The sequence below is a fragment of the Bacillus sp. LB7 genome, from assembly GCF_030449715.1.
Classification (GTDB): domain Bacteria; phylum Bacillota; class Bacilli; order Bacillales; family Bacillaceae; genus Bacillus; species Bacillus paralicheniformis.
This window is the reverse complement of the sequence record NZ_JASGCA010000023.1, coordinates 29,163-47,849: the sequence shown is the minus strand read 5'-3', so window position 1 is coordinate 47,849 and position 18,687 is coordinate 29,163. Positions and strand designations below refer to the sequence as shown.

Annotated in this window: 16 protein-coding genes and 1 pseudogene; 11 read left to right on the top strand and 6 right to left on the bottom strand. The window is 47.3% G+C overall.

Annotated features, from left to right (window positions below; all coding sequences use genetic code 11):
- Positions 1–336: 336 nt before the first annotated feature.
- From QMZ64_RS20590 to QMZ64_RS20565, 6 genes and pseudogenes are all read left to right on the top strand, one after another.
- The gene (locus QMZ64_RS20590) at positions 337–1,761 is read left to right on the top strand and encodes a PTS mannitol transporter subunit IIBC (RefSeq protein WP_409365372.1); all 1,425 of its coding nucleotides are present in this window, start codon (positions 337–339) and stop codon (positions 1,759–1,761) included.
- A 66-nt stretch (positions 1,762–1,827) separates the two neighbouring features.
- A complete protein-coding gene (locus QMZ64_RS20585; RefSeq protein ID WP_265624818.1) occupies positions 1,828–2,268 on the top strand; it encodes a PTS mannitol transporter subunit IIA in 441 nt (146 codons plus the stop codon).
- Positions 2,265–3,404, top strand: a complete 1,140-nt coding sequence (locus tag QMZ64_RS20580) for a mannitol-1-phosphate 5-dehydrogenase (protein ID WP_265624817.1) — start codon at positions 2,265–2,267, stop codon at positions 3,402–3,404. The genes QMZ64_RS20585 and QMZ64_RS20580 overlap by 4 nt, the downstream gene beginning before the upstream one ends.
- Before the next feature lie 259 nt (positions 3,405–3,663).
- Positions 3,664–5,742 carry a BglG family transcription antiterminator gene (locus QMZ64_RS20575; protein ID WP_265624816.1) on the top strand — a complete coding sequence of 693 codons (2,079 nt, stop codon included), beginning with the start codon at positions 3,664–3,666 and terminating at the stop codon, positions 5,740–5,742.
- 116 nt (positions 5,743–5,858) lie between these two features.
- Positions 5,859–6,726, top strand: a pseudogene (locus QMZ64_RS20570) (SDR family oxidoreductase).
- Positions 6,727–6,741: 15 nt separating this feature from the next.
- The gene (locus QMZ64_RS20565; RefSeq protein WP_243944216.1) at positions 6,742–7,245 is read left to right on the top strand and encodes a D-lyxose/D-mannose family sugar isomerase; all 504 of its coding nucleotides are present in this window, start codon (positions 6,742–6,744) and stop codon (positions 7,243–7,245) included.
- A gap of 16 nt (positions 7,246–7,261) precedes the next feature.
- Here the strand turns inward: QMZ64_RS20565 and QMZ64_RS20560 are convergent, their stop codons facing one another.
- Entirely contained in the window at positions 7,262–7,645 is a 384-nt protein-coding gene (locus QMZ64_RS20560) for a DUF2283 domain-containing protein (protein WP_265624814.1), read from the bottom strand.
- Positions 7,646–7,729: 84 nt separating this feature from the next.
- Between QMZ64_RS20560 and QMZ64_RS20555 the strand changes: the two genes are divergently transcribed.
- From QMZ64_RS20555 to QMZ64_RS20545, 3 genes are all read left to right on the top strand, one after another.
- The gene (locus tag QMZ64_RS20555; protein ID WP_075753916.1) at positions 7,730–8,152 is read left to right on the top strand and encodes a pyridoxamine 5'-phosphate oxidase family protein; all 423 of its coding nucleotides are present in this window, start codon (positions 7,730–7,732) and stop codon (positions 8,150–8,152) included.
- A 453-nt stretch (positions 8,153–8,605) separates the two neighbouring features.
- Positions 8,606–9,415, top strand: a complete 810-nt coding sequence (locus QMZ64_RS20550; RefSeq protein WP_145653663.1) for a lipid II flippase Amj — start codon at positions 8,606–8,608, stop codon at positions 9,413–9,415.
- A gap of 164 nt (positions 9,416–9,579) precedes the next feature.
- A complete protein-coding gene (locus QMZ64_RS20545; RefSeq protein WP_265624813.1) occupies positions 9,580–10,521 on the top strand; it encodes an LCP family protein in 942 nt (313 codons plus the stop codon).
- 31 nt (positions 10,522–10,552) lie between these two features.
- Here the strand turns inward: QMZ64_RS20545 and QMZ64_RS20540 are convergent, their stop codons facing one another.
- Entirely contained in the window at positions 10,553–10,846 is a 294-nt protein-coding gene (locus QMZ64_RS20540) for a DUF3817 domain-containing protein (protein ID WP_020450222.1), read from the bottom strand.
- 84 nt (positions 10,847–10,930) lie between these two features.
- Positions 10,931–11,341, bottom strand: a complete 411-nt coding sequence (locus QMZ64_RS20535; RefSeq protein WP_265624812.1) for a carboxymuconolactone decarboxylase family protein — start codon at positions 11,339–11,341, stop codon at positions 10,931–10,933.
- 117 nt (positions 11,342–11,458) lie between these two features.
- On the opposite strand from QMZ64_RS20535, the gene lrpC reads away from it, so the two are divergent.
- Together lrpC and QMZ64_RS20525 are read left to right on the top strand one after the other, a co-directional pair.
- Positions 11,459–11,887, top strand: a complete 429-nt coding sequence (gene lrpC / locus QMZ64_RS20530) for a transcriptional regulator LrpC (protein ID WP_265624811.1) — start codon at positions 11,459–11,461, stop codon at positions 11,885–11,887.
- Between the two features lie 70 nt (positions 11,888–11,957).
- A complete protein-coding gene (locus QMZ64_RS20525) occupies positions 11,958–14,141 on the top strand; it encodes a DNA topoisomerase III (RefSeq protein ID WP_265627857.1) in 2,184 nt (727 codons plus the stop codon).
- A 123-nt stretch (positions 14,142–14,264) separates the two neighbouring features.
- Here QMZ64_RS20525 and QMZ64_RS20520 read toward each other — a convergent pair whose 3' ends face one another.
- From QMZ64_RS20520 to QMZ64_RS20510, 3 genes are read right to left on the bottom strand one after another with little or no spacing between them, the layout of a single operon-like run.
- Positions 14,265–15,248, bottom strand: coding sequence for a prephenate dehydrogenase dimerization domain-containing protein (locus QMZ64_RS20520; protein WP_301441534.1), 984 nt, complete (start codon positions 15,246–15,248; stop codon positions 14,265–14,267).
- The gene (gene pabB / locus QMZ64_RS20515) at positions 15,245–17,341 is read right to left on the bottom strand and encodes an aminodeoxychorismate synthase component I (protein WP_265624809.1); all 2,097 of its coding nucleotides are present in this window, start codon (positions 17,339–17,341) and stop codon (positions 15,245–15,247) included. Before pabB ends, QMZ64_RS20520 begins: the two co-directional genes overlap by 4 nt.
- The gene (locus QMZ64_RS20510; RefSeq protein WP_265624808.1) at positions 17,341–17,700 is read right to left on the bottom strand and encodes a chorismate mutase family protein; all 360 of its coding nucleotides are present in this window, start codon (positions 17,698–17,700) and stop codon (positions 17,341–17,343) included. The genes pabB and QMZ64_RS20510 overlap by 1 nt, the downstream gene beginning before the upstream one ends.
- Positions 17,701–18,687: the final 987 nt, after the last annotated feature.

Here is an 18,687-nt window from a genome sequence, read left to right as displayed (position 1 = left end):
AGGGTTGCGGGTCACGCTGAAAGGATGACAAAACCCCAAAACAAAAGCCGTTTTGGGATTTTGTCAACAATCTGGAAAGACCATTCCAATCAGGAATGGTCTTTTTTTACGCAATTCTTCAGCGCGCCTTTATTTTCCTCGAGTCGGCCGCGGCAGCCGAAACCAGACTAAAAAATGAAACTATTAAATTTTGTCACACGGCTCCTGCCAAAGTGCCGTTTTCTTTCAATTGAGCAGTCATCTGTAAGCGTTTTAATATAAAGACAAGGAGCCGACATTATTCGACATCATTTTTTTATCAGAGGCTTTAAAGGACAACAAAGGAGGGTTATGAAATTGGAAGAAAGACAAAATTCAGATTTCAAAGTAAAGATTCAACGTTTCGGAAGCTATTTGAGCGGAATGATCATGCCGAATATCGGTGCATTTATCGCATGGGGGATCATTACCGCCCTGTTTATTCCGACGGGATGGATGCCGAATGAGGCGCTTGCTTCATTGGTTGATCCGATGATCAAATTTTTGCTGCCGCTCTTGATCGGATACACGGGCGGTAAGATGGTGTACGACCACCGCGGAGGCGTCGTCGGTGCGACTGCAGCGATGGGCGTTATTGTCGGCGCGGACATTCCGATGTTCCTCGGCGCGATGATCATGGGGCCGCTGGGCGGCTACCTGATGAAATTGACGGACAGGCTTTTCAAAGATAAGGTCCGTTCGGGATTTGAAATGCTGATCAACAACTTTACAGCCGGAATTCTCGGTTTCATTTTGGCAGTGCTCGGCTTTCTTGCGATCGGTCCGGTGGTGCTCGGCTTGAACAAAACATTGGCGGCCGGCGTGGAAGTGATCGTCAATGCGAATCTGCTTCCATTGGCAAGTATTTTTGTAGAGCCTGCGAAAGTTCTTTTCCTTAACAATGCGATTAACCACGGGATTTTGAGCCCGATTGGTATTGAACAGGCCGCCCAGACAGGAAAATCGATTTTATTCCTTTTGGAGGCGAACCCAGGTCCGGGTCTCGGGATTCTTTTAGCTTACATGATGTTCGGAAAAGGCACATCAAAGCAGACCGCACCGGGCGCTGCAGTGATTCACTTCCTTGGCGGGATTCACGAAATTTATTTCCCTTACATTCTGATGAAACCGCTGTTAATCCTGGCTGCAATAGCGGGCGGAGCGAGCGGTGTGCTGACATTCTCCATCTTTAATGCGGGGCTGGCGGCTGTTCCTTCACCGGGAAGCATTATTGCGGTGCTGGCGATGACGCCGAAAGGCAACCACATCGGTGTGATCCTTGGTGTTCTCGTCGCGGCAGCCGTTTCATTCATTGTCGCTTCTTTGATTTTGAAAACGTCTAAAGCCGGCGAAGAAGATTTAACAGCCGCAGCAGAAAAAATGCAGCAAATGAAAGGGAAGAAGAGCCAAGCCGTTTCCGCGTTGGCTTCGGCTGATGAAGCGGAAGAATCAGAGGCAACTTACGAAAATGTCGGCAAGATTATTTTCGCGTGTGATGCCGGAATGGGCTCCAGTGCGATGGGGGCATCCATTTTGAAAAACAAAGTCAAAAAAGCAGAACTCGATATCGACGTATCCAATACATCGATCAATAATCTGCCGGGAGATGCCGACATCGTCATCACGCATAAAGACTTAACGGAACGCGCAAAAGCGAAGCTTCCAAACGCCAGACACATATCGGTGGAAAATTTCCTTAACAGTCCAAAATACGATGAACTGATCAATCAGCTAAAAAAGTAAAGTGTGAGAACCCGTGAGCCTGTCAATCAGGCTCACACAAAATGTATGAAAGAGAGTGATTTCCCAATGAAACCAGTACTTGCAAAAGAAAACATTCATCTCAATCAATCTGCCGCAACGCAGGAAGAAGCGATCAGGCTGGCTGGAAAGGCGCTGGTTGACGCCGGCTATGTGACCGCGGATTATATCGAGAAAATGTTGGAGAGGGAAGGCCTCACTTCCACTTACATGGGGAACGCAATCGCCATTCCGCATGGTACGGAAGACAGCAAGCACGATGTTCTTCATTCCGGAATATCCGTGATCCAGCTTCCGGAAGGTGTTGAATACGGCGATGGCAATATCGCTAAAGTGATCTTTGGCATTGCCGGGAAAAATGATGAGCATTTGGAGATTTTGTCAAAGATTGCGATCGTTTGCTCAGAAGCGGACAATGTCGAACGGATCATCAATGCGAAAAATGAAGACGAGTTAATGGCGGTTTTTGAAGAAGGTGACCAAATATGATTGCACTGCATTTCGGTGCGGGGAACATCGGCCGCGGATTTATCGGAGCCTTGCTCTGCAAATCGGGGTATGATGTCGTGTTCGCCGATGTAAACGATGCCGTGATCAAGGAACTGAACGACAAGGGCCGCTATATCGTCGAATTGGCCGACGCTGGAAGAGAGCAGGAAACGATTGGCCCGGTTCGGGCGATCAACAGTGCGACCCAGCTTGACGAATTGTATGATTTGATAGCGAAAGCCGACCTTCTCACCACAGCGGTAGGTCCTGCGGTGCTTAAATTGATCGCAGAGCCGATTGCAGAAGGTTTGAAGCGTCGGATGAAAATAAATACCCAGCCTTTAAATATTATAGCTTGCGAGAATATGATCGGAGGCAGCGCTCATCTACGCGAGGAGATTTTTGCCCGCTTAACTGAAACAGAGCGCGCCGCAATCAGCGATTCAGTCGGCTTTCCGAACTCGGCAGTCGACAGAATCGTGCCGATCCAGCATCATGATGATCTGTTGAAAGTAACGGTGGAGCCTTTTTTCGAATGGGCCGTCGATCAAACGGAATTCGCCGGAAAAGTGCCGGATATTGAAGGTGTGACATATGTACCGGATCTCGCGCCATTCATCGAAAGAAAGCTGTTTACGGTCAATACCGGACATGCCATGGCGGCGTATGCCGGCTATAAGAAAGGTTTGAAGACGATAAAAGACGCCATTCATCACCCTGAGGTCCGCCAAACGGTGGCAGGCGCGCTTGAAGAAACAGGCCGGTACCTTGTTCAAACATACGATTTTACACAGGAAGAGCACCGGGCATATATGGCAAAAATTATCGGGCGCTTTGAAAATGAATGCCTATCAGACGACGTCACCCGTGTGGCCAGGTCGCCGCTTCGCAAGCTTGGCATGGATGACCGTCTTGTCGGCCCGGCCAGGAAGCTTTGCGACCTCGGCTTTGAACCTGTTCGCCTTGCAGAAGGTATTGCCTTGGCGTTGCAGTTTGATTGTGCCGATGATCCGGAAGCCGTTCAGCTTCAAAGCATGATCGCTGAAAAAGGCTATGAAGGGGTGCTTCGGGACGTGTGCGGACTAAAAGAGGATCATTCTTTATTCAAACTGGTGATCAGCCATTTGAAAGCATAGTTTCAGATAGAATCGGGAAAAGTTCGGCAGCCGGGCGGGGGCTGCCGAAACAGAATGTATGAACAGGGCGGCGCAGATGCAACCTAACCTTGAAACATCAGCTGGGGCTGATGTTTCTTCACTTCTAGAAGATTTTAATAAAAATTTAATTAGTTCGAATTGAAGATTTCTTAACAGCGTTTTATGATAGGGATACCGTTTCAACCGCCGGACCCCCCTTTCACTCCCGCAAAAACGACAACATCGGAGGCGGCGTTTTATGTATATGACAGCAAGGGAACAAAAATTGATGAAATATCTTTTGCATCAAAACCGTTATGTCAAGGTCAATGAAATTGCCGACTATATTGAAGTCAGCACAAGAACGGTCCACCGCGAGCTCAAAGCGGTTAAATCCGTTCTGGACAAGTACAGTCTTCAGCTTGATAAGCAGCCGGGAAAAGGCTTGAAACTGGTCGGTGTCTACAGAGACAAACAGCGGCTTCTTGAAGATCTGTCCCGGGACAGCCATGTCGAATACAGTGCCGATGAACGAAAGCTTTTGATTTTATGCGCGATGCTTGAAGCGGGAGAGCCGATCAAACTTTATACAATCGCCAATGACTTGCAGGTGACGACGGCAACGATCAGCAACGATCTTGACGAGCTGGAGAAGTGGATCGCTCCGTTCGGCCTGTCGCTGATCAGAAAAAGAGGCTACGGCATAGAGCTGAGGGGGCCGGAGGATGCCAAGCGAAAAATCGTCGGAAACTTGATGGCCGACAAGCTCGATGTTCAGCAGTTTCTGGAAACGATTGAAATGAACATTAAAGGCAAGAACGAAGCGCCGGAGAAAATATTCGGTGTCGTCAGCAGGGGGAAATTGCTGAAAGCGGAAAAAGTGCTGTTTCAGATGAAAGAAAAGTATGAACTTTCCCTTTCCGACAGTGCATACATCGCTCTCGTCGTCCACTTGACGTTTGCGATCGAGCGGATACAGCTCGGTGAAATGATCAATATGAATGAAGAAGAATTGACGGACCTGAAGCGTACGAAAGAGTTTGAACTGGCGATTGCGCTTGCAAAGGCGCTTGAAGATGCGTTTCACGTGAAGATCCCCGAAGCTGAGGCGGGGTATATTACGATGCATTTAAGAAGTGCCAACAAAAGCTTCAAAATCGACTACAGAGCGGAAGATATCGAGCTGGATACCGCGCTCAGGACGAAAAAGCTGATCGATTTCATCTCGCAAAAAACGGGCACGAATTTAACAGGCAACCATTCGCTTTATGAAGGATTAATCGCCCACCTTGAACCGGCGATCATCCGGATCAAAGAAAAGATGTCAGTGCATAATCCGTTAACAGAACAGGTCAAAAAAGATTATTTTCTCTTATATATGGCCATAGAGGAAGGCGTCGAAACATTTTTTCCGGAAATTCGGTTTCCAGATGAAGAAATTGCTTTTATCGTCCTTCACTTTGGATCGGCGCTTGAGATGAGCAAACAAAAAGTAGACATCAGCGCGCTCGTGATTTGTTCGAGCGGAATCGGTTCATCAAAGATGCTGGCCTCGCGGCTGAAAAAAGAGCTTCCTGAAATCGCTTCCTTTGAGATATCCTCGCTGATGGAGCTGAAATCGAAAAATACCGGTGCCTATGACATCATCGTTTCAACCGTGCCGATCCCATATGAAAACATTGACTGCGTCACCGTCAGTCCGCTCCTTGACACAGAAGATGTGAAACAGATCAAACACCAGCTCACCCGGAAAATCCCGCTCATCCTTCGGAAAAAGCGGATGGCTCCCAAAAAACCGGAGCCGTTTCCTGATATGCTTCAGATTGCGCGGAAAATCGGCCATTACGCAGCCGGCATTCAACATTTACTGAGCCATTTTACAGTTGAAACGCTGGAAGCTGAATCAAGCTTGGAACATACGGTCAAACGCCTTTGCAGCACCCTTGAAGATCAAGGTCTGGTTACAGATGCAGGACAGATGGCCGGCGGGCTGATGACAAGAGAAGCACAGGGGGGCCTCGGCATTCCCGGAACCACCTTCGCACTGTTCCATTTAAAAAGCGAAGCGGCCGCGATTCCCCTCTTTAAAGCTTATGATCTGTCCAAACCGTTCGAGATCAAAGGGATGGACGGAAGCGCCATGAAGATGACGCGGATGCTCATCATGCTGGCGCCGGCCGATCTGTCTCCGGAAGGTTCCGAGATTTTGAGCTTGATCAGCTCTTCGATGATTGAAAGTGATGAGAGTATAAAAGCGTACCAGAACGGAGACCGCGAGCAGCTGTACGGCAGGCTGAACGTGTTGTTTCACCGGTTTATACAGGATAAAGAGTGGTAAAAGCCAAGCCCCGGTCACCCCGGGGCTTTCTTCATTTTTCGCGCACACGGTCATGTTTAAACAAAAATTTCTCCGGTTAAAAGTCTAGTAACATCAGCTAAAGGGAGGAATCACAAATGGATTTGCGCAATCAGCAGACAAACGGACAGCCGGCACAGACGCAAGACCGTCAACCCGGCATCGAAAGTGTCATGAACCCGCGTCCGATCTATGAAAATGACAATGACAAAGGGACGGATAAATTGAAAGGAAAGGTCGCGCTGATCACAGGAGGCGACAGCGGAATCGGCAGGGCAGTTGCCGTTGCCTATGCTAAAGAAGGCGCGGACATCTCGATCGTCTATTTAAATGAACACGAGGACGCTCAAGAGACGAAAGCGCGGGTTGAAAAAGAAGGCGTCAAATGCCTGCTGCTTCCCGGAGACGTCAGAGACGAAGCATTTTGCAATGACGCGGTTGAACAAACCGTAAAAGAGCTGGGCCGTCTTGATATTCTTGTCAATAATGCGGCCGAACAGCATCCTAAAGACAGCATTAAAGAGATTTCCAGTGAACAGCTTGAGAACATTTAAAACAAATTTCTTCTCTTATTTCTACTTTACAAAAAAAGCGATCGATTATTTGGAGCCGGGCAGCGCGATCATCAATACAACATCGATCAACCCTTACCGGGGCAATCCGCAGCTGATTGACTACACGGCAACAAAAGGTGCGATCAATGCGTTTACAAGATCGATGTCACAGGCGCTCGTCAAAGACGGCATCCGCGTCAATGCCGTTGCACCCGGACCGATTTGGACGCCGCTGATCCCGTCAACATTTTCAGGGGAGGAAGTGGCGAAGTTCGGTACAGATACCCCGATGGGCCGTCCGGGTCAGCCAGTGGACCATGTGGGCTGCTATGTGCTTTTAGCATCTGACGATTCTTCGTATATGACAGGGCAGACCCTCCACGTCAACGGCGGAGACTTTATCACGACATAAAAGGGGGAAGCTCGTGTGAAGGTGACAAAGGAAGACGTAATCGAATACTACGAAAAAGCGGGCATCGCGCTGAGCGACGATGATAAAAAAAACATCCAAATCATGGACTACGGATTAAATAAGCTGAATAAGCTGGGGCTCCAGCTGTTCGTCTATGTTAACACAGACCGCTACTGCGCCAAAGAGCTTGTATTATTCCCTGAACAAACATGCCCCGAACACCGGCATCCTCCCATAGACGGGCAGGAAGGGAAGGAAGAGACATTCAGGTGCAGATACGGAAAAGTGTATTTGTATGTAGAAGGAGAAAAAACGGAAGTCCCAGCCGTTCTGCCGCCGCACGAGGATATCGAGCATTTCACCGTTTGGCACGAAATTCAGCTCACACCCGGCGAACAGTACACGATTCCGCCGGATACGAAACATTGGTTCAAAGCGGGGAGTGAGGGTGCTGTGGTTACGGAGTTTTCTTCAACAAGCACCGATGATCACGATGTGTTCACAGACCCGAGAATTTAGCGAATGGGAGCCGCTCTCATTCGCTTTTTTCCGTCCGGTCAAGCACATCAAAGCCGATGAAGCGCTGTCCGTCATGATCGGCAAAATAAAATTGAACACCGTTCACACAAAGTGTTTTGACGGCTTCCTGTGCCGTCGCTCGAAACCGCTGAACGCGGGCGCCGTTTAGGAAAGCCGGTTCAAGTTTGTGTTTTCTGCCGGTCAGCGTTCCAAGCCGCGCTATTTCCGGAGCCGCCTTCCCCGGAAATTCGACACCGATAATCCGCTGATGGCGGTCAAAGTCTGCAGCCAAAGCCGTGTTACCGATATCATCGGTTGCTGCGGCAGATCCGGAACGGTTTTCCGTTAAAGCAATGTAGCCCATATCAGCCTCCGCATCAAACGATATGAAAATATTCACGTCAAAAACCTCCATTCAATTGTTTAATATACAAGACATTGTGGAAAAGTAACAGTGGAGACGATACAAAGGAGGGAACTCAAAATGGATCAGCAGCAATTGAAGAACAAGGTGCTCGACATTCTCGATCATCATAAAATCGGTTCGCTTGCAACGGTCGAAAGCGGCAAGCCTCATTCCCGCTACATGACCTTTTTCCACGACGGGCTGACGCTTTATACACCGACAAGCGATGAGACGCACAAGGCGGAAGAAATTGATAACAACCCGAACGTCCATGTGCTGTTGGGTTATAACGGTGAAGGATTAGGCGATGCATACTTAGAAATCACAGGTACGGCAAAGCTCAACCATTCTCAGGATTTAAAGGACAAAATCTGGGATGAAAGGCTTGAGCGATGGTTTGACGGAAAGGACGATCCGAACTTAACCGTGCTTGAGATTGAGCCTTCGGAAATCAGACTGATGAATGAAGGCGAAAGCACCCCGGTCACACTTGATCTGTAGCCCGCTGTGCTCTGTCAGTTTGTCATGAAGGACGAACTGTAGTATAATAAAAAACAGGAACACGCAAAAGAGCAAATAAATGGAAAGTAGACTTCTTTTTTCTTTCTTAGAAGATACTGATTTCTTCCTCTGACCCGCCCCTAACAGGATAGAGGGAAAAAAGACTTTTTGTTTCACAATTCACACTGGCGCGGCTTCGGAGCCGTAAGGACGAATGAGAGGTAGGGCTTTCGTTGTCTTGTATCAGAAATTCCATGGTGTTTACTTTCAACTCGGAACGATAGATGCTGATCTTTTACGAAATTCAAATGACCGCCTTTGGCAGCGGATAGATTTATTTGCTCGAATAAATATGATAATTGAGACCGCTTCGGCTTTTGCCGGGGCGGTTTTTGATTTGCCGAAACGTTTGCGTTTTGAAAACAGTCTTACCTATAGACTGGAGGAAAGAAAATGGACTTTTTAACATCTAAGGTACTATTGATTTTTTGTTTTCTGTTGCTGATCCATTCCATCGAAACGCTTGCATATGCCGCCCGTCTGTCAGGCGCGAGAGTCGGATTTATCGCATCGGCGCTGTCATTATTTAATGTGATGGTCATCGTCTCGAGAATGTCAAACATGGTTCAGCAGCCTGTGACGGGGAAGCTTGTCGATGTTGCGGGTGCGGACGCACTTTCCCTCGTCGGCAGCCAATTTCGGTTTTTAATCTTTGGTTCAACCGTCGGCACCATTTTCGGAATGCTGCTTCTGCCGACGTTCGTCGCCGTATTTTCGAGAGCGATTGTTCATTTGGCAGGGGAAAACGGCTCCGTTTTGCAAGTGTTTCGCAAGGCGTTCTCAAAAAATATCTTCAAGCATGCCAAGCATTATGCGAGAAGACCGAGCCTGGAATATGTGAAAGACTTTCGGTTCCGCTATATACCGAAGCGGTTGTTTGTCTTGAACATGGCCATCACGGCGATTTATACAATCGGTGTTCTTGCCGCTCTTTATGCGGGCGTCCTCGTGCCCGAAAGGCATACGACCGCGGTGATGGCTTCCGGCCTTGTCAACGGGGTTGCGACAATGCTGCTGGCGCTGTTTGTCGATCCGAAGGTTTCCGTACTTGCAGATGACGTAGCAAAAGGGAGGCGGAGCTATACCTATTTGAAATGGGCTTCGATTACGATGGCAACATCGAGGGTGGCCGGGACGATTTTTGCCCAAGTTCTGTTTATCCCGGCTTCTTACTATATCGCATGGATGACGAAGTGGATGTAGTCGATTTTTGACGAAAAGATCAAAATTCGATCATTTTTCTTTCAAAATGAAACAAATGAAAACAAAACATTATCTTTTTCGACAGGATTAGACGGCTTGATCTTTCTTTTGTTAATTGCCCGCTGTTTGATCCTGTGATAGTCTTATGTGTGGCGGTGATAAAAGTGGAGAGGGTTAGAGTAAGAGTAAGAAAACCGAAAAGAAAAAGACGAAAAATCATAAAGCGCCTGTTTACATTAATGTTGCTGGTTATCATAGCAGCAGCGGGCTATACCTACTTTGAATACAAAAAAGGCTTATCCGAATCTGACGGAGATTTTAAAGAAGACGGTCAGTTTGAATTTAACGGGGAAGGCTCTGATCTTGATGAAGTGAACATCCTCGTTCTAGGGATCGATTCAAGAGGGGAAGACCATTCAAGGTCTGACTCGATGATGGTGATCCATTATAATAAAAAGCAGAAACAGCCTAAATTGATCTCGATTATGCGGGACAGCTATGTCGACATCCCAGGATATGACAAGCAAAAAGTCAACGCGGCTTATGCATATGGAGGCCCGGAACTCGTCAGAAAAACATTAAAAGAATCCTTTGATTTGGACATTAACTATTACGCTGTCATCGATTTTAAAGGTTTTGCCAAAATCGTGGATGCGGTGGCGCCTGACGGCATCGAAGTCGACGTTCCGAAAAAAATGTCGTACGGAATCGGGATGACACTGCAGCCGGGAAAACAAATTCTTCACGGTGATAGGCTGCTGGGCTATGTCCGGTTCAGGCATGACAGAGAAAGCGATTTTGGACGGGTCAGAAGACAGCAGGAAGTCTTTTCAAAACTTCAAAATGAAGCGGTGAGCATCGGAAATATCGCCCAGCTTCCGAAGCTTTGGGGGCTCGTCGATCCGTATATTGAAACAAACATACCGAACGGCGTCATATTCTCCCTCGGCAAAGACTTTTTGCTCGGAAGCATAAAAGAAACCAAAAGCTTCAGGCTCCCGATTAACGGATCATTCACGAACAAAGACGATCCAAAATACGGGGCGGTCCTCGATTTAGATCTTGAACAAAACAAGAAAGAGCTGAAACGCTTTTTAAATGAGTGATCAAAAAATCCGCCGGGAAACCCGGCGGATTTTACTGATCATATTTTTTTAGTCCCCGGTCATAAAGGAAATTGCCGAACGGAACAAATGCGGCCACAAGACCGGCAGCCGGCCATTTCACAGACCACCTCAGCACAAAAGTCGCATACAACAGAACAAACAAATACAAAATAAACAATCCGCCGTGAAGCGATCCGACAATCGTAACGGCCATCGGATAATCCGCCCAATATTTAAGCGGCATGGCGATAAACAGCAGGATTAAAAGCGACATGCCTTCAATAAAACCCATCAACCGAAGGCGGCCAATCGGCGTTTGCAGCATAGTATACCTCCTGTGGAGTGATAGTCTACCTTTATACTATAAACCAAAAGGGGACAAATATGACAGGTTTTTTCTCCGTTGAATTTATGCGTCTGCTGGAAGCTTCATTAAAGCGCCGAAATATTGCTGGGCAGTCGTAAAACAAATAAATGCGGTCAATTCCGTTATTTCTTCTTCTGAAAACACTTCTTTTAAAACATCAAACTGCCTGTCTGAAACGCGCTCCCTCTGCGCCAAAAAGACCTCTGCAAACCCCATCGCAAAGCTCGTTTTCTGCTGATTCGGGATCTCGGGTTTCCCCTTGGCCCTGCAATATTCGCATCCGTTTCCCTGAGCCAGCACACGGCGCACCTGCTCCTTCAGTTCCTTTGATAAAAAGCCGTCTCCTGACAGCTCCTCAGCTAAAGCCGTCCAGTTTGACATCAGGCTTTCAGAGTGTCCGAGCAGCCGCTGAAACGGCGTCTCTCCTCTGTCTGAAAAATTGATTCTTGTCATATGATGATCACCTCTTCTTAATCATATATAAGCAGAAGTGAAAAATGAATTCCGAACGAAATAATTTTCATGATAATATTAAAGTAATGAAATAGAATGAAGGGAATAAAGTTACATATGAAAATTGATGACCTCGATTTTAAAATCATAGCCGAATTAAAGAAAGACAGCCGTTTATCGATGCGGGAGCTGGGCAGAAAGATCAGCCTTTCCGCGCCGTCTGTGACCGAAAGAGTCAGGCGGCTCGAATCGTTTGGCGTCATTAAAAAATATACGCTTGACATCGATTACCAAAAGGTCGGTCTTCCCGTATCCTGCATCATTGAAGCAACGGTGAAAAACGGGGAATACGAAAGGTTTAAAGCGTATATCGAACGCCTCCCGAACATTGAATTCTGCTACCGGATCGCGGGAGCCGCCTGCTATATGCTGAAAATCAATGCAGAGAGCCTGGCGCAGATCGAAGCGTTTATCAATGAAACATCACCATATGCGCAAACCGTGACACACGTCATTTTTTCTGAAATTGAAATAAAGGGGTCGTGAACATTAGAGATGCATTTGTATCATCTGTTATAATAAAAGGATGCATGAACAAGAAAGTGATGTGATGGACTTGTCTAAAACAGTCGTTTTAGCAGAAAAACCTTCAGTCGGCCGTGACTTGGCCCGCGTGCTGAAGTGTCATAAAAAAGGAAACGGATATCTTGAAGGCGACCGCTATATCGTGACATGGGCGCTCGGCCATCTGGTCACATTGGCGGACCCTGAAGGATATGGAAAGGAATTCCAATTCTGGCGGCTTGAAGATCTGCCGATCATCCCCGAGCCTTTAAAGCTCGTCGTCATCAAAAAGACCGGAAAGCAGTTTCAGGCGGTTAAATCGCAGCTGATCAGAAAAGATGTCAAAGACATCGTCATTGCAACAGATGCCGGCCGGGAAGGCGAGCTTGTCGCCCGCTGGATCATCGATAAAGCAAAGGTCACGAAGCCATTGAAGCGCCTGTGGATTTCGTCGGTCACAGACAAAGCGATCAAAGACGGATTTAAAAACTTAAAGAACGGCAAAGACTTTGAAAACCTCTACCATTCAGCCGTGGCTCGAGCTGAAGCCGATTGGATCGTCGGCATCAACGCGACAAGGGCGCTGACAACGAAATTCAACGCCCAACTTTCCTGCGGACGCGTACAGACGCCGACATTGGCGATGATCGCGAAAAGAGAGGAAGATATCAAGAACTTTAAACCCGTCCCTTATTTCGGCTTGCGTGCAGCGGTTGACGGTATGACGCTGACGTGGCAGGACAAAAAGACGAAGCAGAACCGCACTTTCAACGCGTCTGTGACGTCACAGCTTGCAGGAGCGTTGCAAGGCAAACCGGCCGCCATCGCCGACTTGAAAAAAACGGCGAAAAAAAGCTTTGCCCCCGGTCTGTATGATCTGACCGAGCTGCAGAGGGACGCACATAAACGCTTCGGATTTTCCGCAAAAGAAACGCTGTCCGTTTTGCAGAAGCTCTATGAGCAGCACAAGCTTGTCACCTATCCGCGGACGGACTCAAGATTTCTTTCCAATGACATCGTCCCTACGCTGAAAGACCGTTTGGAAGGCATGCAGGTGAAGCCTTATGCTCAGCATGTGGCCCGGATCTTAAAGCGTGGCGTTAAAGCCAATAAAAGCTTTGTCAACGATGCGAAAGTATCCGATCACCACGCGATTATTCCGACGGAAGAGCCGCTTGCGCTCGGCGCGTTAAGCGAAAAGGAAAGAAAGCTTTACGATTTGATCGCGAAGCGCTTCCTCGCCGTTTTAATGCCGCCGTTTGAATATGAAGAAACTAAAGTGTTTGCCGAAATCGGCGGAGAAACCTTTACGGCAAAAGGGAAAACCGTTCAGTCGCAAGGCTGGAAAGCGGTGTACGATTTTGCAGACGAAGATGATGACGAGGAAGAAAAGGATCAAACCCTGCCAAAACTCGCAAAAGGCGACACGCTGTCCGTCCGGTCTTTGACAGAGACGAAGGGTGAAACAAAACCGCCGGCGCGGTTTAATGAAGGAACATTGCTGTCTGCGATGGAGAATCCGGCCGCATTTATGCAGGGAGAAGAAAAAAACCTTGTGAAAACTCTCGGAGAGACGGGCGGACTCGGGACAGTCGCAACACGCGCCGACATTATCGAAAAGCTGTTCAACACGTTCCTGATCGAGAAAAAAGGAAAAGATATTTACATTACTTCAAAAGGAAAACAGCTCCTTGAGCTTGTTCCGTCAGATTTAAAATCTCCGGCCCTCACCGCCGAATGGGAGCAGAAGCTGTCAGGCATTGCAAAAGGAACACTGAAATCCTCCGCCTTCATCAAAGAAATGAAGGAGTACGCAAAGCAGACGATCAGAGAAATCAAAAGCAGCAATCAAACGTTTAAGCACGACAATATCACAGGGACGCATTGCCCTGACTGCGGAAAACTGATGCTGAAAGTAAACGGCAAACGCGGCACAATGCTCGTCTGCCAGGACAGGGAGTGCGGCCACCGCAAAACAGTCGCCAAACAGACGAACGCCCGCTGCCCGAACTGCCATAAGCGCATGGAACTGCGCGGACACGGAGAAGGCCAGACATTCGCCTGCGTCTGCGGCCACAGAGAAAAGCTCTCCGTTTTCGAAAAGCGCAGGGCAAAAGACAAAAATTCAAAAGCATCAAAGCGCGATGTACACTCCTACTTGAAAAAGCAAAACAAGGATGAGCCGATCAACAACGCGCTCGCCGAACAGCTGAAGAAGCTGAAGCTTGATCAATAATCAGCAGACAGCCTGCCGGAAACGGCAGGCTGTTTTAATGTGACCAAATATCATCAAAACTAGCTGTTATGAAGAAGAACTTGTCAGTGAAAAGTCGCGAATCTACACGGCATTTTCATACTTCTATTTGTCCCGGAAAGCTGTTCCCTGTTCTAAGGAATCAGTTGTTTTTAAAATCCTTGATTCTACTCTATTAACCGGGTGGTTGGTTTGGCTGTGCTTTCCCTCCTTTGGTGCGATTGGACCTTCAAAGATACTAGCACAGAGATCTTGATAATGGGCTATTTCAGATCCAAATACCTCCCGGGATTTACGCAGCAGTTCGGTGAATACGGACTGATCCCTCACCGATTCATTCAACGATGCAACTGCTTCAGCCAGTGCGGCACGCACCGTCATTGCTTGGTGGTTCACGGATTGTACGTCCCAATACACATCCGGTGTTCCAGAACTAATCCGTGCCAGTAGCGCAAGCATAGTTGCATGCGGAGGAGGGGCAAGGGAACTAAGTTTTGCAATGTCAACATCTAATTCCGCGAGCGCCAATCCAAAGGTGAGTATCGCTGAATGAGTGAGTGCTTGCATAGCCGCGGCCAATTGATCATGCTCCTCAGCTTCTAATAGCACCGGACGGCCTTTCCAATCTAAAATCATCTGAATCAAATGACTTCCTTTAGGCCCGTCGTTTTGAACGATGACAGCTACCGGTCTACCCGCGATACTAAGACTTGGAGCAAACATAGGGTTAAGACCTATGCTTTCGAAAGGCAAACCGAAAGCGTGTATTTTTTTAAATATGGGTGACTGGACAGAAAGAGTGTGCGCCAAGAGAGAATCAGGCTTCATTAACGACCCGACAACTTTTACTGCTTGAAGAGCCGCGGTCTCTGGTAAAGCGAGCATCACCATGTCCGCCTTCTGAATAATATCTTTGGCCTGTGGAGTCGGAACAGTGATGTCACACTTTTTGAATTGTCGACGAACAGAAGGAGGTTTTTTATCGATAATACATACTTCAACACCCGATCCTTCAAGGAGGTCTGCAAACATCCCGCCAACGCCGCCGGCTCCCCCCGCAATCACACACTGCCTTATTTCCTGACTCATCTTGAACCTCCCACTGCAGAGAGTTCCGCTGCTGCGATAGCTGAGACCATAGCTCGCGCTTTAACCTGAGTTTCTTCGAACTCCTCTTCTGGATCTGACAATGCTACGATCGCTCCTCCGACACCAAAAGTCGCCTTGTCATCGGTCACAACAACTGTGCGGATAACAATGCTAAGATCCGCAGCGCCACTCAGTCCAAACCAGCCGAGGCTGCCCGAGTAGACACCGCGGGGGCCATCCTCGAGCCGGTCTATGATTTCCATCGTCCGAATTTTCGGAGCACCGGTCATCGAACCGCCTGGAAAAGCAGCACGGACGCAATCAACCGTTGATTTGTCAGGACGTATAGTGCCGCGAATCGTCGAGATCAACTGGTGGACTGGTGCATATGTTTCTACATCGAACAGCTTAGGTACATGAACAGATCCTATTTCACAAACAGTGTTAAGGTCATTTCTGACTAAGTCAACGATCATTAAGTTTTCTGCGAGATCTTTTTCATCACTTAGTAACTCATTTCGTAATTGATGATCTTCAGCAGAAGTCCTGCCTCTCATACGAGTACCCTTGATCGGTTTGGACTCAATGATACGATCAGCACTGATTGAGAGGAACCGTTCCGGAGAGGCACTTAGTACTGCCGCATCCGCAAAGTTTAAAAATGCCCCATAGGGAACCGGACTGATTCTTCGCAGGTGCGTATACGTAATCCAAGGATCTATAGGGGTATTAACAGTTGCGGAATTAGTCAAGCATATCTCATAGGATTCACCATTGCGGATTTCTTCAAAGCAATTGTTGATCAGTTGAAGATAAGAAGTCCGGTTATGCCGAAACTCGATTGGGATATTGTGGTCTGGCACGGATGTAAGGACTGAATCCTTGTCCGAATCGTTTGCTGCAGCAGGAATGTCATCCAAGATTCGCTCTGCAGCGTTTAGCCAGTTGAGTGCTTGCTTATCCTCATCCCCAGTCGAAAGACACAACAGATAGGCTTCCTGTTCAAGATGATCAAAAACAAGCATGCGGTCTGCGAAAAGCAAGGCCGCATCAGGAATCTCAGATTGATACCGGCTGCTCCCGCAAGTTTCAACTTTTAGCTCATAGCCAATGTAACCCACATAGCCGAGATTGAATTCAAAGGGAAGGCCTTTCGGAGCAGATGTTGCCCGACGGCGGATTTGCTCATCAAGATAATCAAAAAATGACTGTTCAATGAACTCCGTCTCTTGACCCGAACGTTGTACTTTTACAACACCCTCTGCTACGCTATAGGTTATATATTCAGCATTCTCTCCGGCACCATCGCCAAGATAGGAAAATCGTGACAAGCCTTCGATGACACTGCTGCTGTCAAGCCAGAATCCATGAGGTGCATCAGCAAATAGTGTCTGGTAACTTAACTGAGCGTCAGGAAATCCCGATAATTTTCGAAAATGAATCCGGTAGAAATCGCTTTTAGATTGGGAAGGCTCCTTTAATTTGGGAGACGGTCTTGATTGTTCAGTGCGCTTCGGAGTCAGGTCTCGAAAGTTGGCAAGCAACTCGTGCCCATAATGACTGCAGATTGACTCGGGGTGGAATTGCACACCCCAAATCGGCAGATGGCGGTGTCGAAGCCCCATAATCAACTTATCTTTTGTCCAGGCAATCGCTTTCACATCATCACCCAGATCAGTAACGACAAGGGAGTGATAGCGTACGACAGAGAACTCAGGCGGAAGCCCGTCAAAGATATCAACCCCTGAATGGTGAATGACTGATGTTCGTCCATGCATGGGCTCAGAAGCGTGGTTCACCTTTCCGCCAAACAAATGAGCTATACCTTGATGTCCAAGACAGACTCCGAGAACTGGCAGCTTAGCTTCTTGAATAACAGTTGCATTAATACCAAAGTCCTCAACCCGTTCCGGTCGACCGGGGCCTGGGGAGATCACGATGTTGTCAATCTCATCAATCGGTACTTGTGACCAGTCTGCATCATGACGGACAACGATTGGCGGTCGGCCATTTACTTCGCCGATCAATTGATAGAGGTTGTAAGTGAATGAATCATAGTTGTCAATTAGAAGTGTTTGTATCCCTGCCCCCATTAAACAATTCCTCCCTTTTTCTTTTTTGCCCGGCCGGGCAAAAAAGAAATGTCCTGTCTGCGATTTTCTGAATTATCAATGACGATATCCTCAACCCTGCACGTTTCAGAAATAATGAGCTCATAAAGGTTACGCAAAAACTCTTGACTTAGACCATTCTCGTCAGCGTATCGAGCTGCCCGTTCCTGGACAAAGTTAATTCGGTGCGGCTGCATCATCGGAATATGATACTCGCGTTTGTATAATCCAATCTTAATGCAGCATTCTAAACGTGCTTTCAATGTATCCAACAGTTGTTCATCAATACGATCAAGTTTGACACGCAGGCCCTCAAGCCCCTTTTCTATTTCTGATAACATGTAAATGCCTCCAATTCTAAATTCTTTTGATAAATGAGAGGGACTTTACCTTGACGATCTGCGTCTCTCCTTTTCACCCGAAACTTAGACTATGAAGTATACGGTTGATAAGATAAGAAGATTTGAGTGTTCGACTATAGTTTCAGTGAAAATACCTTCAGATCGCAACAACCGAATCTCGAAGACCACAGCACTTGAAACTGACAATCTGCAGCATTATGAATACCTAACGTGCCGAGGAGACTCAACAAGCGGATTGAGCTTGTCGTGTATCCACATTCATAGACCAGCTTGTCTTTCTAAAATGGAGTAACCTTGATACAATGCCGCATGACAGGCGGAATCACATACGTACGAGCACTGCTGACCCATCAGATTAGGGTGATTGGATAAATAATCCATTTCTCGAATACTATAAATTTTTTATAACAGCAGATGATAATATTTGCCGCCACGACCACCCCTGTGTTTGACGAAGGATTTAACTTTCATCGAAGTTATGCAAATGTGGTTTATTTCTGTTAAATTATAACTATTAGCCTAAATTATAACAATTTAAATATTGAAAAAAGTTTCAACACTTGTGTGAATGAACTGCGCCCCAATTGCTATAACAGCGCTGCTAACGGATGAAGATCAAATGAAAAGGTATGAGTCCAATACAATTCCGGATTCATGCCGGTCCAACCGCTTCATGACATTTTATTGTCTAACTTTGCGGGGGCATATCAAAATGAGCGGCAGGCTTTTAGTAGGTTTGATCATGTGTACATGGAGTGGTGCTTAGGATCGGATGCCGCCGGATTTTCCGGGCACGTCTTCAAGTTCAGCAGTGCGGTGGGGAGATCTTTATGCGAGATGAGCACGGCTGGGAACACAAAGTATGAAACAGCCGCTGTGTGTTTTTTCCTTCACTTTCGTCAGCATGCCGGATCACGTTTCCCGTCAGCGAAAAAGTGGTATGGAAGAAACAAAGGAGGACGTGAT